This is a genomic window from Bradyrhizobium sp. in8p8 (genome assembly GCF_000426845.1).
Taxonomy (GTDB): domain Bacteria; phylum Pseudomonadota; class Alphaproteobacteria; order Rhizobiales; family Xanthobacteraceae; genus Bradyrhizobium; species Bradyrhizobium japonicum_C.
The window spans coordinates 77,975-94,842 of record NZ_AUGD01000002.1 but is presented as its reverse complement, the minus strand read 5'-3'; the positions used below and the strand labels follow the sequence as shown (position 1 = coordinate 94,842).

The 16,868-nt window shown below is 62.0% G+C and carries 18 protein-coding genes and 1 tRNA gene; 7 read left to right on the top strand and 12 right to left on the bottom strand.

The features are described 5' to 3' along the window. Positions 1-103 precede the first annotated feature (103 nt). Genes K408_RS0105710 through K408_RS0105700 form a run of 3 tightly spaced genes read right to left on the bottom strand, consistent with a single transcriptional unit; the run spans position 104 to position 3,098 of the window. Positions 104-1,150, bottom strand: a complete 1,047-nt coding sequence (locus tag K408_RS0105710; RefSeq protein WP_024341844.1) for a DNA polymerase III subunit delta' — start codon at positions 1,148-1,150, stop codon at positions 104-106. Beyond that, entirely contained in the window at positions 1,147-1,833 is a 687-nt protein-coding gene (tmk, locus tag K408_RS0105705) for a dTMP kinase (RefSeq protein WP_024341845.1), read from the bottom strand. Before tmk ends, K408_RS0105710 begins: the two co-directional genes overlap by 4 nt. 2 nt (positions 1,834-1,835) lie before the next feature. Next, positions 1,836-3,098 carry a D-alanyl-D-alanine carboxypeptidase family protein gene (locus K408_RS0105700; protein ID WP_024341846.1) on the bottom strand — a complete coding sequence of 421 codons (1,263 nt, stop codon included), beginning with the start codon at positions 3,096-3,098 and terminating at the stop codon, positions 1,836-1,838. 150 nt (positions 3,099-3,248) lie between these two features. On the opposite strand from K408_RS0105700, the gene K408_RS0105695 reads away from it, so the two are divergent. Next, positions 3,249-4,205, top strand: a complete 957-nt coding sequence (locus tag K408_RS0105695) for an alpha/beta fold hydrolase (protein WP_024341847.1) — start codon at positions 3,249-3,251, stop codon at positions 4,203-4,205. On the opposite strand, the gene K408_RS0105690 is transcribed toward K408_RS0105695, so the two are convergent. Next, a complete protein-coding gene (locus K408_RS0105690) occupies positions 4,199-5,125 on the bottom strand; it encodes a septal ring lytic transglycosylase RlpA family protein (RefSeq protein ID WP_051160720.1) in 927 nt (308 codons plus the stop codon). The genes K408_RS0105695 and K408_RS0105690 overlap by 7 nt on opposite strands. Positions 5,126-6,139: 1,014 nt before the next feature. Between K408_RS0105690 and K408_RS0105680 the strand changes: the two genes are divergently transcribed. After that, positions 6,140-6,364 (top strand): hypothetical protein, encoded by a 225-nt coding sequence (locus K408_RS0105680; protein WP_024341849.1) that lies wholly within the window; start codon positions 6,140-6,142, stop codon positions 6,362-6,364. A gap of 27 nt (positions 6,365-6,391) precedes the next feature. On the opposite strand, the gene K408_RS0105675 is transcribed toward K408_RS0105680, so the two are convergent. The 4 genes from K408_RS0105675 to K408_RS0105660 form a co-directional block, all read right to left on the bottom strand. Next, positions 6,392-6,583 (bottom strand): hypothetical protein, encoded by a 192-nt coding sequence (locus tag K408_RS0105675; RefSeq protein ID WP_024341850.1) that lies wholly within the window; start codon positions 6,581-6,583, stop codon positions 6,392-6,394. 183 nt (positions 6,584-6,766) lie between these two features. Next, positions 6,767-7,486 carry an endonuclease/exonuclease/phosphatase family protein gene (locus K408_RS37615; RefSeq protein WP_024341851.1) on the bottom strand — a complete coding sequence of 240 codons (720 nt, stop codon included), beginning with the start codon at positions 7,484-7,486 and terminating at the stop codon, positions 6,767-6,769. Beyond that, a complete protein-coding gene (locus K408_RS0105665) occupies positions 7,486-9,642 on the bottom strand; it encodes a VTT domain-containing protein (protein WP_024341852.1) in 2,157 nt (718 codons plus the stop codon). Before K408_RS0105665 ends, K408_RS37615 begins: the two co-directional genes overlap by 1 nt. 63 nt (positions 9,643-9,705) lie before the next feature. Beyond that, a complete protein-coding gene (locus K408_RS0105660) occupies positions 9,706-10,002 on the bottom strand; it encodes a hypothetical protein (protein WP_024341853.1) in 297 nt (98 codons plus the stop codon). Between the two features lie 404 nt (positions 10,003-10,406). Here K408_RS0105660 and K408_RS0105650 point away from each other — a divergent pair, with 404 nt between their 5' ends. Then, positions 10,407-11,015, top strand: a complete 609-nt coding sequence (locus tag K408_RS0105650) for a sll1863 family stress response protein (protein ID WP_024341854.1) — start codon at positions 10,407-10,409, stop codon at positions 11,013-11,015. 79 nt (positions 11,016-11,094) lie between these two features. Here K408_RS0105650 and K408_RS0105645 read toward each other — a convergent pair whose 3' ends face one another. After that, complete coding sequence (locus K408_RS0105645) at positions 11,095-12,114, bottom strand: lipoprotein N-acyltransferase Lnb domain-containing protein (RefSeq protein ID WP_028145806.1); 1,020 nt, start codon at positions 12,112-12,114, stop codon at positions 11,095-11,097. Positions 12,115-12,747: 633 nt separating this feature from the next. Between K408_RS0105645 and K408_RS0105640 the strand changes: the two genes are divergently transcribed. The 3 genes from K408_RS0105640 to K408_RS0105630 all read left to right on the top strand — a co-directional run bounded on the left by K408_RS0105640 (position 12,748) and on the right by K408_RS0105630 (position 15,031). After that, complete coding sequence (locus tag K408_RS0105640; RefSeq protein ID WP_051160721.1) at positions 12,748-12,951, top strand: hypothetical protein; 204 nt, start codon at positions 12,748-12,750, stop codon at positions 12,949-12,951. Positions 12,952-13,050: 99 nt separating this feature from the next. Further along, entirely contained in the window at positions 13,051-14,418 is a 1,368-nt protein-coding gene (locus K408_RS37610) for a metal-dependent hydrolase family protein (RefSeq protein WP_080654941.1), read from the top strand. Positions 14,419-14,578: 160 nt separating this feature from the next. Beyond that, entirely contained in the window at positions 14,579-15,031 is a 453-nt protein-coding gene (locus tag K408_RS0105630; protein WP_024341858.1) for a universal stress protein, read from the top strand. A 251-nt stretch (positions 15,032-15,282) separates the two neighbouring features. Here the strand turns inward: K408_RS0105630 and K408_RS0105625 are convergent. Continuing rightward, a tRNA-Ser gene (locus K408_RS0105625) sits at positions 15,283-15,372 on the bottom strand. 239 nt (positions 15,373-15,611) lie between these two features. Here K408_RS0105625 and K408_RS0105620 point away from each other — a divergent pair. Further along, positions 15,612-16,028 (top strand): hypothetical protein, encoded by a 417-nt coding sequence (locus K408_RS0105620; RefSeq protein WP_024341859.1) that lies wholly within the window; start codon positions 15,612-15,614, stop codon positions 16,026-16,028. Here K408_RS0105620 and K408_RS0105615 read toward each other — a convergent pair. Together K408_RS0105615 and K408_RS0105610 are read right to left on the bottom strand one after the other, a co-directional pair. Beyond that, positions 16,018-16,401: a hypothetical protein gene (locus K408_RS0105615; protein WP_024341860.1), complete on the bottom strand. Its 384-nt coding sequence runs from the start codon at positions 16,399-16,401 to the stop codon at positions 16,018-16,020. The two genes, K408_RS0105620 and K408_RS0105615, sit on opposite strands and share 11 nt — an antisense overlap. A gap of 116 nt (positions 16,402-16,517) precedes the next feature. Next, positions 16,518-16,841 carry a hypothetical protein gene (locus K408_RS0105610; RefSeq protein ID WP_035697870.1) on the bottom strand — a complete coding sequence of 108 codons (324 nt, stop codon included), beginning with the start codon at positions 16,839-16,841 and terminating at the stop codon, positions 16,518-16,520. Between the last annotated feature and the right edge of the window lie 27 nt (positions 16,842-16,868).

The window sequence follows — 16,868 nt, the reverse complement described above, 5'->3', positions numbered from 1 at the left end:
TTCCTTTGCCGGCTTCTCGAAATCTGGAAACGAACCTGAGTTCGATTGTTGATTTGCGCATGATCCCCTCGGAAAGCCGCTGCGCACCTTTTCGGATCATGCTCTAGCGCGTTGCGTCCGCCAGCCAGCCGAACACCGAGAAAACCAAGGGCTTGCGCTCCAGATTGTAGGTTTCGGTGTCGCGCGCGGCGCGGACGATCTTTTCCCATACCTCAGCTAAGCGCGCAAGGCGCGGCAGGTTCTGGTTGGCATTGACGTCGTCCGCATGCAGGCGCTCCGCGATCCAGCGATCGATGCCGTCAACGAAGGCGGCGAGCGCGACGCGGTCGCTGGTGCCGAGCGAATCGCCGAGCGTGTGCAATTCGCGCGGGTCGACCTGCGGCAGGCGGGCCAGCAGGGCCGCGGTGCGCTGCTGGAGCTTGAGCGCATCACCGCCGAGCAGCGCCAAGGCGCGCGCCACACTGCCCTCGGATGCTTCCGCCGCCTCGCGCAGCGCGGCATCGCTCGGATCGATGTTGGCGACTGAAGAAGCCGCTCCGATCACATCATCCGTCGCGAGCGGCCGCAGCCGCAGCTTGCGACACCGTGACTGGATCGTGGCGAGCACGCGAGCCGGCGCATGGCTCACCAGAAGGAACAGCGATCGCTGCGGCGGCTCCTCGAGAATCTTCAGAAGCGCGTTGGCCGCGTTGGGATTGAGTTCATCGACGGTGTCGACGATGCAGACACGCCAACCTTCGGCCGCAGCGGTCGAGCCAAAAAACGCAATCGTCTCCCGCGTCTCGTCCACGGTGATCACGGTGCGCATCACACCGCGGTCGTTGGCTGTACGCTCCAATGTCAGCAGGCCGCCGTGCGAGCCGGCCGCCACCTGCCGCGCCACGGCATCGTCAGGATCGATCGCAAGATCTTCGGCGCGCTGCACGGCGGGCGCCAGCGGCTGCGAATGAGCGAGCACGAAGCGGGCCATGCGATAGGCCAGCGTTGCCTTGCCGATCCCTTGCGGGCCGCCGATCAGCCAGGCATGAGGAATGCGCCCGCTGCGATAGGCGCTCAGCAGCGCGGCCTCGGCCTCGCGATGGCCGAACAACAGCGACGTCTCGCGCGGATGCGTAACTGCGGTTTCGCGCTCGGCCTGACGTGGGCTCATGCCGACACCACTGACGCCGGCGTGGGAAGCAGACGCTCGCGCAGCGCGGTCCAGACCCGCGCGGCGACCGTGTCAGGGTCCGAATTGGCGTCGATCAGCACGCAACGCGCGGGATCCTCGGCTGCGATCTTGCGATAGGCCTCGCGCAGGCCCTGGTGGAAGCTGAGCTTCTCGGCCTCGAACCTGTCGGGCGTGCCGCTGCCGCGGCGCGCGGCGGCGCGTTGCAGGCCGATCTCGACCGGCAAATCGAGCACGATGGTGAGGTCCGGCTTGAGGTCGCCAATGGTGACCCGCTGCATGGCGTTGATCAGGCCATCGGGCACGCGGCCAAGGCTGCCCTGATAGGCCCGGGTCGAGTCGGCGAAGCGGTCGCACAGCACCCAGACGCCCTGGCTGAGCGCCGGCTGGATCACGGTGCGGACGTGATCGTCCCGGGCAGCGGCAAACAGCAGCGTCTCCGCTTCCGGGCCGAGCAGCTTGCCCATGCCCGACAGGACCAGATGACGCATGATCTCGGCGCCCGGCGAGCCCCCCGGCTCGCGCGTCACCCGGATGCGCAGCTTTGCCGCCTTGAGGCGGTCTGCGAGCTTCTTGATCTGGGTCGACTTGCCCGTGCCCTCGCCGCCTTCAAAGGTGATGAAGCGTCCACGTCCGGACGGCCGCTGTAGCGAGCCCTCAGCCATGGTCAGAGCTTCTCGGCGCCTGCGCGGAACATGCCGATCACGAGCTCGCTGGCGCCGTCGATCGCGCGGCGCATGGTCGAACCGGTGCCGATCGCCTCGGCCGCATAGACCGGCGTCTCCACGGCGACGTTGCCGCTGCGCCAGACCTTGACCACGCCGACCCGCTGCCCGGGCTCGATTGGCGCACGCACCGGACCGCTATAGACGATGCGCGCAATCAGCTTGTCGCTGCCGTTCTTGTGAACCATCACCTTCACCGGCGTCTTGGCTACCAGCTTGACGGAGCGGCTCTCGCCGCCGAACACCTTGGCGTAGCCGACCGGCTGCTCGGCCGCGAACAGCGTGCGCGTCTCGAAATTGCGGAAGCCCCATTCCAGCATCTTCTTCGCTTCGCTGGCGCGGTCGTCGGAATCGTCGAGCCCGTTGACGACGACGATCAGGCGCGTGCCGTTCTGGACGGCCGAACCGACCATGCCGTAGCCGCCCTCCTTGGTGTAGCCGGTCTTCAGGCCGTCGGCGCCTTCCATCGAATTGAGCAGCGGATTGCGGTTCTGCTGTCGTATCTTGTTCCAGGTGAACTCCTTCTCGCCGAACAGTTTGTAGAATTCGGGGAAGTCGAGAATGATGTGCCGGGCGAGCATGGCGAGCTCGCGGACAGTCATCTTGTTGCGGGGGTCGGGCAGGCCATTGGAGTTGGCGAAAGTCGATCTGGTGAGACCGAGTTCTCGCGCACGCTTGGTCATGAAGTCGGCCGCGAAAATCCGCTCATTGCCCGCCATGGCTTCGGCGAGCGCGATGCAGGCGTCATTGCCGCTCTGGATGATCGCGCCATGCAGGAGATCGTTGACCGAGACCTTGCTGTTGATGGCGGCGAACATGGTCGAACCGCCCGAGGGCGCACCGCCTCGGCGCCAGGCATTCTCGCTGATCCGGTACTCGTCCGTCAGCTTGATGTCGCCCTTCTTGATCGCATTGAAGACGACCTCCGCGGTCATCAGCTTCATCATGCTCGACGGAGCGCGCAGCTCGTCGGCGTTCTTCTCGAACAGAACGCTGCCTGAGGAGGCCTCGATCAGGATCGCCGTCGGGGCATCGCCATCGAAGCCAACGTCGTCCGCTTTCTTGGCGCCCTGGACGCTCTGGTTGGCAGCCAGAACCGCCCCGCCCCAGGCCATGCCTGCGATCAAGGCCGCCGCGATCAGGCCGCGCGTCAGCGTGCCGGCGGTGAACCGGTTGCAACGAAGCATAGGAAGACGAAGTGACATGGCGAAGCCCTGAGAGAGCGTTCTAACAGTTGGAACAGATGCGAACAACACGCGGCTGGACGCTTGTCCCTGAGATTGCACGATTCTCGCCGCGCCCCTATCGTGCCTCATGTTTCTCGACCAAACCCCTGAAACAAGGCGGAAAAGCGAATGTCCTCAACCCGCATGATCAAGGCCAACGGGATCGAGCTGTTCATCCGCGAAGCCGGCCAGGGTCCGCTGGTCGTGCTTTGCCATGGCTGGCCGGAACTATCCTATTCCTGGCGTCACCAGATCCCCGCGCTGGCCGCGGCCGGCTTTCACGTCGTCGCCCCGGACATGCGCGGCTATGGCCAGAGCGCCGCGCCGCCCGACGCTGCGGCCTACTCGATCTTCGACACGGTCGGCGACATCGTCGGTCTCGTGCAGGCGCTCGGAGAGCGCAAGGCGATGGTGGTCGGCCACGATTGGGGCGCTCCGGTCGCTTGGCACGCGGCGCTGTTCCGGCCCGACATCTTCACGGCGGTCGCGGGACTGAGCGTGCCGCCGCCATTCCGCGGCCGTGGCAAGCCGCTCGATCTGTTGCGCCAGGGTGGCATCACCAATTTCTATTGGCAGTATTTCCAGACGCCAGGCGTCGCCGAAGCCGAGCTGGAGCGCGACGTCGCTCGCACCATGCGCATCGTGCTCGGCGGACGCGGCCTCGCCGATCCGTCCGCGGCCATGTTCGTGCAGGAGGGCAAGGGCTTTCTCGGCCATGCGGGCGCCGAAGAGCCGCTCCCCGGCTGGCTGAGCGAGGCTGACCTCGCCTATTTCACCGAAAGCTTCCGCAAGTCCGGCTTCCGCGGCGGGTTGAACTGGTACCGTAATATCGACCGCAATTGGGAGCTGACCGCGCCCTGGCAGGATGCCCAGATCTACCAGCCTTCCCTGTTCATCGCAGGCTCGAAGGACGCGGTGATCACAGGCCTGATCGGCGCCAAGCGCGTGAACGAGCTCGAACGCGTGCTGCCCAACCTGAAGCGGAAGCTGATCATCGAGGGCGCCGGGCATTGGGTGCAGCAGGAGCGACCTGACGAGGTGAACACGGCGCTGGTGCAATTCCTGAAGGCGAGTGCGGCTCAGTAGAGCCCGCGACCACTCAGGATGCTGCGGGCCTCGGCCGCACCATTCGCCGGCGAGCCAGCGCTCCCGGCGGCGTAGCGGCCATCCTCCTCGTAGGACACCGCCCGAGCGTTCTGGAGTGCCCGGCCCCGGCCGCGTCCCGATGCCGACATCTCCGTCGTCGCATTGAGCGAAGCCATGTCGGCCTGGCTGTTGCCGAGATTATAAGGACGCCCTTCCGGCATCGGGACCTCGCCGCGAATGGCGCCGCGGCTCGAGGACGACAGCTCCGGTACGAACGGCTTGGCCGAGGCGACCCGCACCATCGAGGGTGACGGCGCGGGAACGCCAGTGCGCAGCGTCGCCAGGAGCTGGCGGTCGTCCGAGCCCTCAAGCGGTGCCCGGCCGACATATTCGACCCGCACCTTGGCGACGCCATTTCCTTTGAATTCAAGCAGTTCGGCGGCCTTGTTCGACACGTCGATGAGGCGATTGCCGTGATAGGGCCCACGATCATTGACGCGGACGATCAGCGACTTGCCGTTCGAGATATTGGTCACCCGCGCGTAGGACGGCATCGGCAGGGTCGGATGCGCCGCCGTCAGCGAAGTCATGTCGAACACCTCGCCATTGGCCGTCAGGCGGCCATGAAAACTGTCGCCGTACCAGGACGCCATGCCCTCGGCGCGGTAGTTGACGTCCTCCTCCGGCACGTAGGTCCGGCCCGCCACCAAATAGGGCTTGCCGACTCGGTAAGTGCCACCCCCCTTCGGGACCGGGTCACCCCAGGCCACGACCCTGGGGCTCGAGGACACGCCGTATTTCGGATCGACGCGGCCGGCGAACTTGTTGGAGGAGGCGCAATTGGCGAGCGCAAGGCAGGTCGCGACCGCCGCAACACCGCGCGCGGCCCGCAAAACCGAATCTGACCGTCGGATCCCCATGCGCCCCAAATACCACTTCGCCGGAGGCATACCCAACCCGCTTTGGCTACGGGGGCGCGCTGTCCGGTCCTTCAAATTCCGAGGCGGCCCACCACCGCATCGGAAGTGGTAAGGATAACGCAACCGGAACACGGCGGAAATGGGGAGCCCACAGCGATCACGTCAGGATGGTAAACGGGAGGTTCGCTTCTTCCCGTTGATCTACGGGGCGCACGCCCCCTGCTCTGTGCCAAGGCTGGACATTCTGTTGCGCCAAATCCTCACCCCGCCCCCATTGTCGCGTCGCTGACCGAAATTCTTTTGACTGTGCAAGGCCGCACGCGTTCTCTCGGATGCAAGGGTGGGATTTGGAATTGAACGATGATCGAGACGGTTTCGGCACTGATGGGCTTGGTGAGCGCGGGGATCTTCCTGGCCCATGCGTTTGAAGGTTACCGCACGAGGGCGTGAAGGCACTCGCGCGGGCGGCAAGCATCACCTCTTTCAAGGCGGGGCGTTCGGGCGATTTTGATCGATCCGTTCAAGCATCGAAAACGAGAGCGGCAGGTGTCCCATGCGTAACCACGACTTTGTATCCGATGGCTTCCTGGCATTGACTGCCGGCGGTTTGGTTCTGCTCTGCTCGAGCCTCGTTGCCCTGGCGTTTGCCTGAGCGCTCTCTTCCTGTGTGAGCCCAGCCAGCTCAATTGCGACACAGCTCGCAACCTTTCCAGTTGACCGCAAGCGCCGCTGACACGCCGCTTGGCGTAGCCCCAATAACGAACGGCGATAGAAGCTGGCGCGGGCCTCCGTCGAGCCGCCGGCGATAAGTGCAGCGGCTTTCGCGATCCCGGCGGATCATTTGCCGAATGGCTTCGAGACGAGTCCCCGCCTACGCTCCCCCGTGCTCCGGGGCGCCTGCATAGCGGCGCAGGCAACAGCTCCGCGCCAGCAAGATCGGCGACACAGAGGTGTTTACCATTCGTTAGGGAGACTCAGCGCCGCATGGCGTTGGGACATATCGAGAGCTGACGCATGAACAGAGAGCTGCGGGAGTTTCGACGGCTTGAACGGGTCTGCCTGGAGCAGGCCGCCCTCTCCACCATGGATCTCACGCGAAGCGGGCTGCTCAAGGTCGCGGACGATTGTCGCATCGCCGCCGAGACCATCGAGGCACAAATGCCTCGCGGGCCATTCGCAGAGGCCGTCCAGGCGCTCAAGCTCGCCTTGGGCGCAAAGACGAAGTCCTGGCGGCACTAGCGCAGGTCTGGACCGCCGGACGCGAATTCAGGATTTTGAGGCGGCAGCTTCGCGCGCAAGCCGCTCGGCCCTCAGCCGTTCCTTGTTGGCGTAAAACGCCTTTTGCGCCGCTTCATGGTCGCGCATGGCCTTCTCGGCCTCGATCCGGCGTGCCGCGTCGCGGGCCTGGCGCTGTTCGGGGGTCAGGGGTTTGCGTCGGAAGGAAAGGTCTTCAGTCATGGCCATACAACCCGGCAGCGAGACAAAAGTTCCGCATGGCCAGGCGGAGGCATGGACGCGGACATTGAAACCGCGAAACAACCCCATGCACAGTAGCCAAGTCGCTCAGGATGCAAGCGTTTCAAATAGGCGCAGCGGTAGTTGACGTGTCGGGCAAAACAGCCGGGTTCTGACACCGGAAAATCATCCCGGGCCCGACCGATCCGGATGACCGGCACCTTCCGTTTGCGGAATCTCGATCTCCGCAATGACCGGCAGATGGTCCGAATAGGCCCTCGCCTCTCCGTCGGTCCAGACTTTCCCGATGCGGCTGTCGGGCGTGGCATAGATCCGGTCAAGCCGCATCAGAGGCAGGCGTGACGGGAAAGTCCGCAGCTGCGTACGATTGGGACAGGCCTGTGCGAGAACGCGCCGCACGGACCGGACCCAGAACCAGTCGTTGAAATCGCCGAGGACGACGGTTCTCACCGGTTTCACCAGGCTCACAAGGGCCCGTGCCTGGGCATAGCGCTCATGAATGCTCAAGCCGAGATGCGTGGCCACCACGCGCACATCGCCGGCAGGCGTCAGCAAATCCGTCGCAATGGCCCGGCGTGGTTCCCGCTCCTGATACGACACGTCGACGATCTCGGGCACGCTGGAGAACGAAAAGCGACTCAGCAGCATCTGACCGTAGTCGCCATCCTTCGTGACGATCGACTTGGCGTGAACACGGTGATCGCCGACGACACTCGCCAGCTTCGCAAATGGATCGTCCGACCGGGATCGCGAATCCACCTCCTGGAGTGCGACGACATCCGGCGACCACTTGCGAATGATGGAACAAACACCCTCCAGATCGAACCTTGGATTGAGATTGAACGTACCGTGCACATTCCACGTCATGAATCGCACGGGCGCCATCAACGCCTCCCGGCGAGCCACGTCGTAACGAACTGCGCGCCGGCGCAGAGTGCGAGCCAGCCGAGGAATGCCAGTGCCAGCAGCAACATGTTGCTCCAGGACGCATTTCTGGCGAGTTCTGCGATCTGCGAGCCCAGAACCGCCATGGCGAGGATACCGGGCGTGCTGCCCAACAGAGTTCCGAGGATAAAGTCACGAAGAGGCAGTGTGCTCGCACCGGCCACGACGTTCACTACTGAGAACGGCGCTACGGGGAGCATCCGGATGACGACAACCGCCACGACCCCCTTCCCAACGACACGCTCCTGGATGCGCGCGGCACGTCGGCCCAACAGACGCTGAAGGCGTTCTCGGCCGAGGACGCGGCCGATCGCAAAAAGGATCAAAGCACTGACCAGGACGCCCGCCATCGCCGTGACGAAACCCAGCCATGGGCCAAGGGCAGCGGCAGTTGCTGCAATCAGCACGAGAACTGGAAAGACGACGAGCCCGCCAACGACAAAGGCCGCGACTGCCAATGGCGGCCCCCAGATGGACTGCGAATAGGCAGACAGAAGCGTCGAAAGATGACCTGCATCGGCGAAATCGCTCAAGGAGGTGTACGACCAGGCCATCGCCAGCCCGAAAAGCGCCACGGCGATTGAGGCGATCCCGATTAACGTTTTCGTGCTCCACATGCGAGAGGCCGCGCGCTCCAGATGAAGAGGCAGCTCAGGGTCCGCCACCGGCTGAACCAGGGTGGCCAGCGTACTGGTTAGAACCGAAGACTCGACTTTCCGCAACGTCTGGGGGCCACGAGCTTTCGACACCTCGTCCAGCAGGGCGAACAGGCGATGCTCGTTCTGCGTGATGGCGTGTTCGTCGAGACCGCAGAAATGGCCGATCAGGCGACGGCGCACCGAGGTGATGACATCCCGATGCTCCTCCGTTGCAGCTTCAAAGATCAGGTCGCATTCGCTGTCGGCGCCCATCGACCGATTGTTCAGGTTGGCCGAGCCGATCCTCAGGATCCGGTCGTCGACGACCATGAGCTTGCTGTGGACCATCACCGCGGCTTCCTTGTTTCCGCTGCGCGAGACCGGGTAGACGAAACGGATGCGATCGGCGACGCCAGTCTCCCCGAAGCAGTCCATGAAGGCGCCCCGGCCGTTCTGCATGGCCTGGGATTCCAGCCACGAGGAATGCAGTTTGGGCGCAACGATCAGAGCGCGAAGCGACGGCACGCGACGCATCTGCTCTGCCAGTTCGCGCGCCATCCTGGTCGCGCTCGTGAATTGATTCTCGATGTACACGAAGTTCGTCGCCGACCGGATGCCTGCAATGAACGAGCGTTCGACCTCCCTGATCGTCGAGCCCGCAGGAGAGACCACATCGGTCCTGGCAATACCCACAGGCAAGTGCTCGGTTTCGACCGGTACATTCGTCGGCCAGCGAGCGCTCTTCAGGACGCGCCGTTCATCAGCCTGTTGGCCCGCCGCCCGCCAGCGTTCCTCGGCGAGTTCGAACAGCCGCTCCGCAACATCCCCGTCGACCAGGCACTGAACGTCGTGAAACGGCGGGTATCGCTTCCGCTGGGGATCGCAGCGCATTGCATTGTCGGCGCGGTGGTCACTCGTGTCCCAGCGCCTGACCGTCAGATCGAGCCCGCCGACGAATGCCAGTGAGCCATCAACGCAGACGATCTTCTGGTGTTGCGCCGAACCAAACGGAAGCGTCGCGTCGAGGTGAAACCGCACGCGGTCGTCCGTGTCCGCGGTGAACTTCGCCGCCGAATTCCATTCCCTCTCGGAGGCGTAGAACGAGACGAAATCCCAGACCAGAATGTTGATGCGCAAGGCGGGACGTCGCCGAACGAGCGCTCGCAGGAATGGACCAAGCTGCTCCGGCAATCCGTCATCCGCCCGCCCAGACGCGCCGACCAGCGGGGTCTTGCTATGGATATCCCACCCGATGATGTAGACGACGTCCTGCGCCTCCAGCAGCGTCTCCCGCAGGGCCGCGAAATATGCGGCCGCATCGTTCAGAACCGCTACCCGAGCGGCTTCGCACCGCCGCCAGACGGTGTCGCCGGGGATCAGTGTCGATGCAGTCTGAAGCAGGTGGACCTCGCAACTGGGATTCGCGTCTAAACGCCTCGAACAAGCAACGGGTTCCACGCCTCAGGGGCCGGGGTTCAACCGGCGCGATGCCGCAGGTCCGGCGCACATCGCACACTGCCCTCATTTGGTGCGGACAGTCTTTGCGCCCGCGCTCCTCAAGGCATCGGCGATTTTCTCCGGGGCGTCGCCGTGGAAATCGACGGAGACTTCAATCACACCTTCGAGCTTTTGTCGCCCCTCCGGTGCGGGCGCAGCCTTGACGTCAGGGCCCGCCGGGCGTGTTCCCACCGTGTTCGCATCGCCGGCGGGCTGGACGAAGACGTCGCCTCGCGGCACGCCGCATTCCTGCACGACGTGCTCGACCGCGAGCTCGGCGCCGCGGCGCGTGTCGAATTCTCCGATGATGGTCGTTTCCAAGGAGGCTCTCCGTGTGATCGAGTGCGAACAACGGGCGAGCCGGGGCCGAGTTCCTGAAGCCGCGCGCGCAGCATATCTCGAAGTCGAAGATGACGGATTGGCAGTGAGCGGCGATGATCAGAACCGAATTATTCCGAACAGGAGCAGCAGCGCCACCGTGATGAAGCCGGAGATCAGCAGCGAACCGAGACATCCCAGCCGGTTCGAGAAAAAGAAGAACATGCGTTGCCCGCCGTGACGCTTCTTGTCAGGCTAATCTCTCAGATTGGATCGCGTTCCTGTGCAGCTTCGTACGTCCTGGTGGTCAGGCCCGGCACGCTTCGGACCAGCAGGTCGTTGAGGCAGGTCAATACAAGCAAGCCGGAGTTCTGGAATTCTGACGTGGCAAGTCAACGGAGGCGGCCATGCCACAGCAGAGCAGCATGCATCACTATCTGAATTGGGCCAAGGAGCGGATCGACGAAATGGATGCCGCGTTGGCCTCGTTCGAGGTCAAGGCCGGCCAGGCCAAGGTTGAGTCCAAGGCGAAGACCGATCAGTTCCTGTCCGATCTGACGAAGCGCCGCGACGAGTTTCAGGAGATGCTCAAGGCCAAGGCGCAGGCCGGCGAAGCGGCCTGGGTGGAGGCCAAAGCCGACCTGGAAAGGCAGTGGAATGGATTCGAAGCGCAGGTGAAGGCCTACTTCGAAGGCGCGGGCAAACAGCTCGAGCAGCAGCAAGCGACGTTCAAGGATATTGCCGCTGCACAGGCCAGGGCCTGGCGGGAGGCCGCAGACAAAATCGGCGAGGCCGCGGGCAAGGTGGCCGCAGCCCGCACCGGGGACATCGACGCGGCGCTCAAGCAGATGAAATCCGATGCCTCCGAAGCCGAAGCGCGCCTTCAGAAGCTGAAGCAGGCAGGCAGCGAGTCCTGGTCGGTGATGAGCGCCGCGCTCGCCGAATCCCGGAAGGCGTTCGATCAGGCGAACAAGGCCGCCTGGGAGGCGCTGAAGGGCGCTGATACGAAGAGCTGAGACGCTTGAAGCTACCAGTCGTGAGACGGGTGCAGCCGCTCAAGACGCGGTGCGAATTATCAGCGCCCCAGAAGGCTAGTTAAGGTCCGATCACGGTCGGCAGAGATGAGCGGATCCGTTGCGAGAAATCCGCTGTGCCATCGGCCGCATGTGCTGCTGCGTTGATCAAGGACCGCCGCCTCAGTTCATCAAACGGCAGCGTCGCCTCGATCCGGCCCGAGTGGTAGAGATAGCTGTCGATGAGTCCATTGAACAGATGTCGAATGTCGAAGCGTCCTCGCCTACCCGCCGCATTTGCATAGCGTACGATATTGATCGTGCAGCTGTTGGTCAGCAGATGGTAGAACTCCGGCTGATCGGCCAATTCGTTGATGCGCGTCAAATAGACCATCAGTAGCCGGCGCGCGTCCTCAACAGATGTATTGAGGCGATAAAGGTACACCGGCTCGTGGCGATAGTTGGTGCGCACACCTACAATATCATGCTCTTCACCTACGACGTAGATCAGCTCGAATTGCTTGAACAAGGAGGCGACAGGCGCGAAGCCTTCGCCGACCTCAGGACGTGTTTCAATGGAGATGGCGAGCGGTGGCGCATTGTCGAACACGAAACTCACAAACGTGTGTCCAACTGGACCTTCAGTAAAATAGGAAACATAGAAATCCAGGGCTATCAAGTGAGCCAACGACACCTCACGCTCCTCGTAGCTTACTGTGAACTCGTTCCGACTGCGGTAGCTGAAGTTACGCACACCGGATAGGCGCACGCGGTCGCCATCAATCGTCGCCCTCGGCATCACCGCAACTTCCGGCCGCCAGTGGCGATTGTGCGATGGAGGAATCGCGATCCACCATGCCACGACGCCAAGAAACAAAACGAGGAAGAGAATGGACATGCGCCGCTGGCGCGAACGCCAGAGCGCCCAAATCCCGAAGGCCGCAAATGCCAGAGCTAAAAACGTGCGCAGCCAGCTCCAAGGCAAGTTCGAGTAATAGATGGCCAGTGCGGCCCATGTGACTATCGCGATCCGGATGAGAACGCCGATTGTTGTTCTCAACAAGCCGAGCAACATGGATCCAGATTTAGTGATAGAGTTCACCTGGCTGCTCCTGCCGCGAAGCATTGGCGTGTCTTCGTCAACCGCCCGGTTGTGTCAGCTCGCCTGTCGTTTCATTCTTATGTGATACACGCTACAGTAGATTTTCGCTACGTAGAAGAGTGCCACATGTCTTAAGTTCGAAGAATAAGAAGCAACGAAACAAGAGGATCGAACCATGAGCACCGTCGATCGTCGCGCCGCGCTTCGTGGACTTTTGTGTGTCACCTTCGCCGCGGGTTGCGGCGTTACTCTGCGGCCCAGCGAGGCCAATGCCATACCGCTTGCACTTTCCAAAGACCTTCCGGCCGAGTCGAGCAATCTGAAACAGAAGGCGCAAGTTGGCTTAGGCCCGCCACCGCGGCCCCTCCCGGAACGTCATCGCCGGCGTCGGCGTCGGCGTCGTCGCTGGGAGTGCTGGTGGCGCAGAGGGCGTCGCATTTGCGGTTACAGGCATTGGCGTTAGTCATCGTTGTGGCGCCTTGTCATGCCTGCTGAATTCCCGGCCGAGTGTGGGTGCTCGGATTTGTCCTCGGCGTGGCCTAACATCCCACGGCGCAGGTCAGGCTGACCTACGCATGGGGCCGGCGGTGGAGCGACATAGCGAGAATTGATCAATAAGAAGGGAGTACGCTGATGGCGATCGTAGTTGAAAGACCAATCCTTCTGGTCAAGAAGCTCGCGGGTATGCTCCTCCTGCTTTTTGGTTTGCTGCTGACAGCGGTCGGCTTAAGCAGCGAGTCGGCCGGCTTCACCGCTATCGGCATTGCCTTTCTTGTTGCTGGCGCAATCTCCCTGGCTCTGAAAATCGTTCGGCGCAATCAGAGCGATCCGCTCTGATCATTCGTAAAGATATCCTGTCGCTGATACAGAACATAGAGGGGGAATGCGCGGGTGATGCTGGGAGTTTTCTCGATTACTCTGGGCATGGGGCGGCGAATGCGAGGTAGCGCAACATGTCGTTCACTGGCCGTCGCGGTGGCGCTGTCGAGTTGGTTTGGTGGAGTATGTCTAGCGCAGCAGGCGCCTCCGGCAGAAGGGGGGACTACGCTATTTCAGAATGTCCGCATCTTCGACGGCAAGAGCACCACGCTGTCTGCTCCCTCCAATGTCTTGGTCCGTGGTAACAAGATCGAAACAATTTCCCTACACCCACTAGCGGTGGATAGCCTCGCGGAAATTCGCAATATCGAAGGCGGCGGACGCACACTGATGCCCGGCCTCATCGATAACCATTGGCATGCGATGTTGATCCGAGTTACCCCGGTGCAATCATTTGGCGATGTCGGCTACCTCAATCTTGTTGCTGGCGACGAGGCTACGCACACCCTGATGCGCGGTTTTACTACTGTTCGAGATGTGGGCGGTCCGGTATTTGGTCTTAAGAGCGCCATTGACGAAGGTATCATCAAGGGTCCACGCATTTATCCCTCAGGCGCCGTCATTACTGTGACGAGTGGCCATGGGGATTTTCGCCAGCTTATAGATTTACCACGAACGATCGGCGGTATGCTCACCCGCATGGAGCAGACCGGCGGCGCGATGGTTGCGGACAGCCCGGACGAGGTCCGCGTCCGTGCCCGCGAACAGCTCATGCAAGGCGCTTCACAAATCAAGTTGACGGCCGGCGGCGGAGTGTCGTCGCCTTTCAGTCCGATCGACGTGACCACTTTCACCGAACCCGAAATACGTGCTGCCGTTGAAGCCGCTGAGAATTGGGGCACCTACGTCACGGCTCATGCCTTCACGCCTGCGGCGATTCGAGGAGCACTTGCAGCCGGAGTAAAGTGTATCGAACACGCCTTCCTCATGGACGAACAGACAGCAAAACTGATTGCAGACAGGGGTGTTTGGCTGAGTATGCAGCCTCTGCCCGAAGAATTGAGGTTGGGCTTTCCAGTAGGCTCAGTTCAAAGAGCCAAGGCCGATGAGGTCTGGCCCGGGATAGCGAGATCCTACGAATTGGCGAGGAAGTACAAGATCAAGACGGCGTGGGGAACCGATGTTCTGTTCTCTGCAGCGCTAGCGCGACAACAGGGGGCCATCCTGGCCTCACTCGCCCGCTGGTACACGCCCGCCGAAGCGCTGACCATGGCTACATCGACCAATGCCGAACTGCTGGCCTTATCCGGCAAGCGGAATCCTTATCCCGGCAAACTCGGCGTTGTGGAACAAGGCGCATTAGCGGATTTGCTGCTCGTCGACGGAAATCCGTTGAACGATATCAGCCTTCTTGCCGACCCCGTCAACAATCTCAAAATCATCATGAAAGACGGAAAAATATACAAGGATACGCTCACCAAGTAGTGCCGCGCTATTGCCTGTTCGATGAATAAAGTCGTTTTTGCTCAATCGCACCATGAGTCGTTGAGCGACTTTTTATGCCGCTGGTGGATAGCCGCTAGTTCGACATCCGCGCACGAACAAATTCGCGTCGGGTGATTGGCCAGATCGGGGAGGAGATCGAATGTATACCAACATCCTCTTGAGCACCGATGGATCAGACCTTGCGAACAAAGGCGTCAGACACGGACTCGCCCTTGCCAAGGCTCTAAACGCCAAAGCAACGATCATTACAGTGACGGAGGCAATGTACATTGACTATGGGAGTGGGCACACCTCGGCGATCCTACCGTCTCAGGACGAGATCGATAGCTACGAGGCAGCTCATAAGGAGCACGCGCACAATGTGTTAAAGGTGGTTCGATCGATGGCGGAGGAAATCGGCGTTTCTTCAGACTTTCTGCATGTTCCGAATTCGCACCCGGCTACTGCAATCATCGAAACAGCAAAGTCCAAAGGTTGCGACTTGATCGTCATGGCATCTCACGGGCGACGCGGCCTTAGGAGGCTGTTTTTGGGAAGTCAAACATCCGAGGTCCTGGCGAATGGAATGGTACCAGTATTGGTCGTGCCGTAGCCCCCTCTCCTAAAGTTCGAACTCCCGCATGGGCCGGGCAGGCAGACCAGCGTCTGCATCGCCGCAGCAGTCTACAATCTCACACCAGAACTCAGCTGCCGATGAAGAAACGCGAGGTACCCTGCCGGTCTCCGCTTGGTGACAGAGTTCGTAGCTTGTCACCGTAGCTACTTCGCGCCACCCTCAGGTCGCCCTCAGAAAATCGTAGAAGGTTCAATCCCTTAACTATTGCCGTTTGGAGGAGTGGATACTGGCGGAAGGGGTGGGATTCGAACCCACGGTACCCTTGCGGGCACGCCGGTTTTCAAGACCGGTGCCTTAAACCACTCGGCCACCCTTCCAGTCCGGGAGTGGGTGTCGCTTAACGCAGTCGGTCGGGGAAGGCAACGCGAACTTGGTGCTGGCGGCGTGATCGGGTTTTGGGACCCCGAGGGGGCCGCGTTTCGATGAGCTGTCGTGGCAATGTCCTTACCTGAAAGGTGCTCGCCGCCAACGCGAACGAGCCTCCGAGTTGAGCACGATCAAAGGGCTTCGGCTGATCGTCGTTAGCCTTGGCCCATACGTTCGAGGGAGGATCGATATGAGCTTGAAGCGAATTCTGCTGACCGCCGCGCTTCTGGCTGGATTTGCGGCACCGGCGCTGGCGCAGCCGTTTCCACGTCCGGTGCTCCAATACGCCGGCCAGTTCGTTTTTGGATCAACGCTCATTGTCGGGCTGACGGTCGTCAACTGGAATGACTACTCGCCAGCGCTGTTTGCGGCGTCGCCGAAGCTGCCGCCGTGCGGGCTCAACGCCGCTGCATCTCGCACCTGGGTCGACATCTACAATGTCAGGAACACGAGACTCTACGGATTCTGCGACCTCGGCGAGCCGTTTAGCCTGACGCAGCTCTGGTTCTCGCTTCCGTCCGCCCAGCGCCCGAGGTCGGTCTACATCACGCTTACCGACCGGTTGCGGCTCCGAAGAGTGGTGTCGAACAGGGTGGCTATTCCGTGAGCCGGACAGCTGAAGCGGCCGCTTTGGTCTTAGCTGGAGGACAGTCAACCAGCACGGCGCTCCTGATATACTTCGTTCTCTGGCGGTCGCTGACGTGGCGGCCGAACTGAGGGCTGAAACTGAGGTCGTAACGGCACCCTGCGCGCATCGCCTGATAGATTGGTCCTCGCTCGATCACATAGCTTCCTTGAGGGAGCGTCTTGAGGCGGATGTGCGCGGCCGTCTGTTCCTGACCGTGGTCCGCACCCAGATAGGTGACGCGGTCGGTCGACCCGATCGACCAGACAATCGCGACCGCGCACATCAGCGATCCAACGAGGGCAGCGACCATCCCGAGTTGCGGTCGCTCAACGGTTGTTAGGAACGAGTTCATGCCGTTTTGTCTCGTTCCGGGCTTACCGGTTCATAGTGCCCGCCCCTCACATCTCGCAAAAAGAAAGCGGCGCCCCCGAGAGGAGCGCCGCAGGTTCTTCCTAGCTGCGTCTGGGCTCAGTAGCCGCAGGACGCGCAGTTCATCTGCACCGGGGCGTAGTAGGAATAGCCGGGCGAGACCATTTCGACGCGCTGGCGCGTGGCGTATTGCGGCGGGATGCGCTCGTACTGGACGCTGGGCGGCGCCACCATCACCGTCTGCGGCACCATCACGGTGCGGTACTGCGCCGGCGTGCGGTGTGCGACGACTGAGCCCGGCGACACCATCACGGTCTCGTCGACAGTGCGGTATTGCGGGGGCACATATTGCTGCTGGTAACAGGTCGTGCAGGGCGGCGGCGCATAGCAATTGTAGCAGCCAGCGGAGGCTGCGCCCGTCATGGAAATCGCGGCGACAGCCGTTGAGAA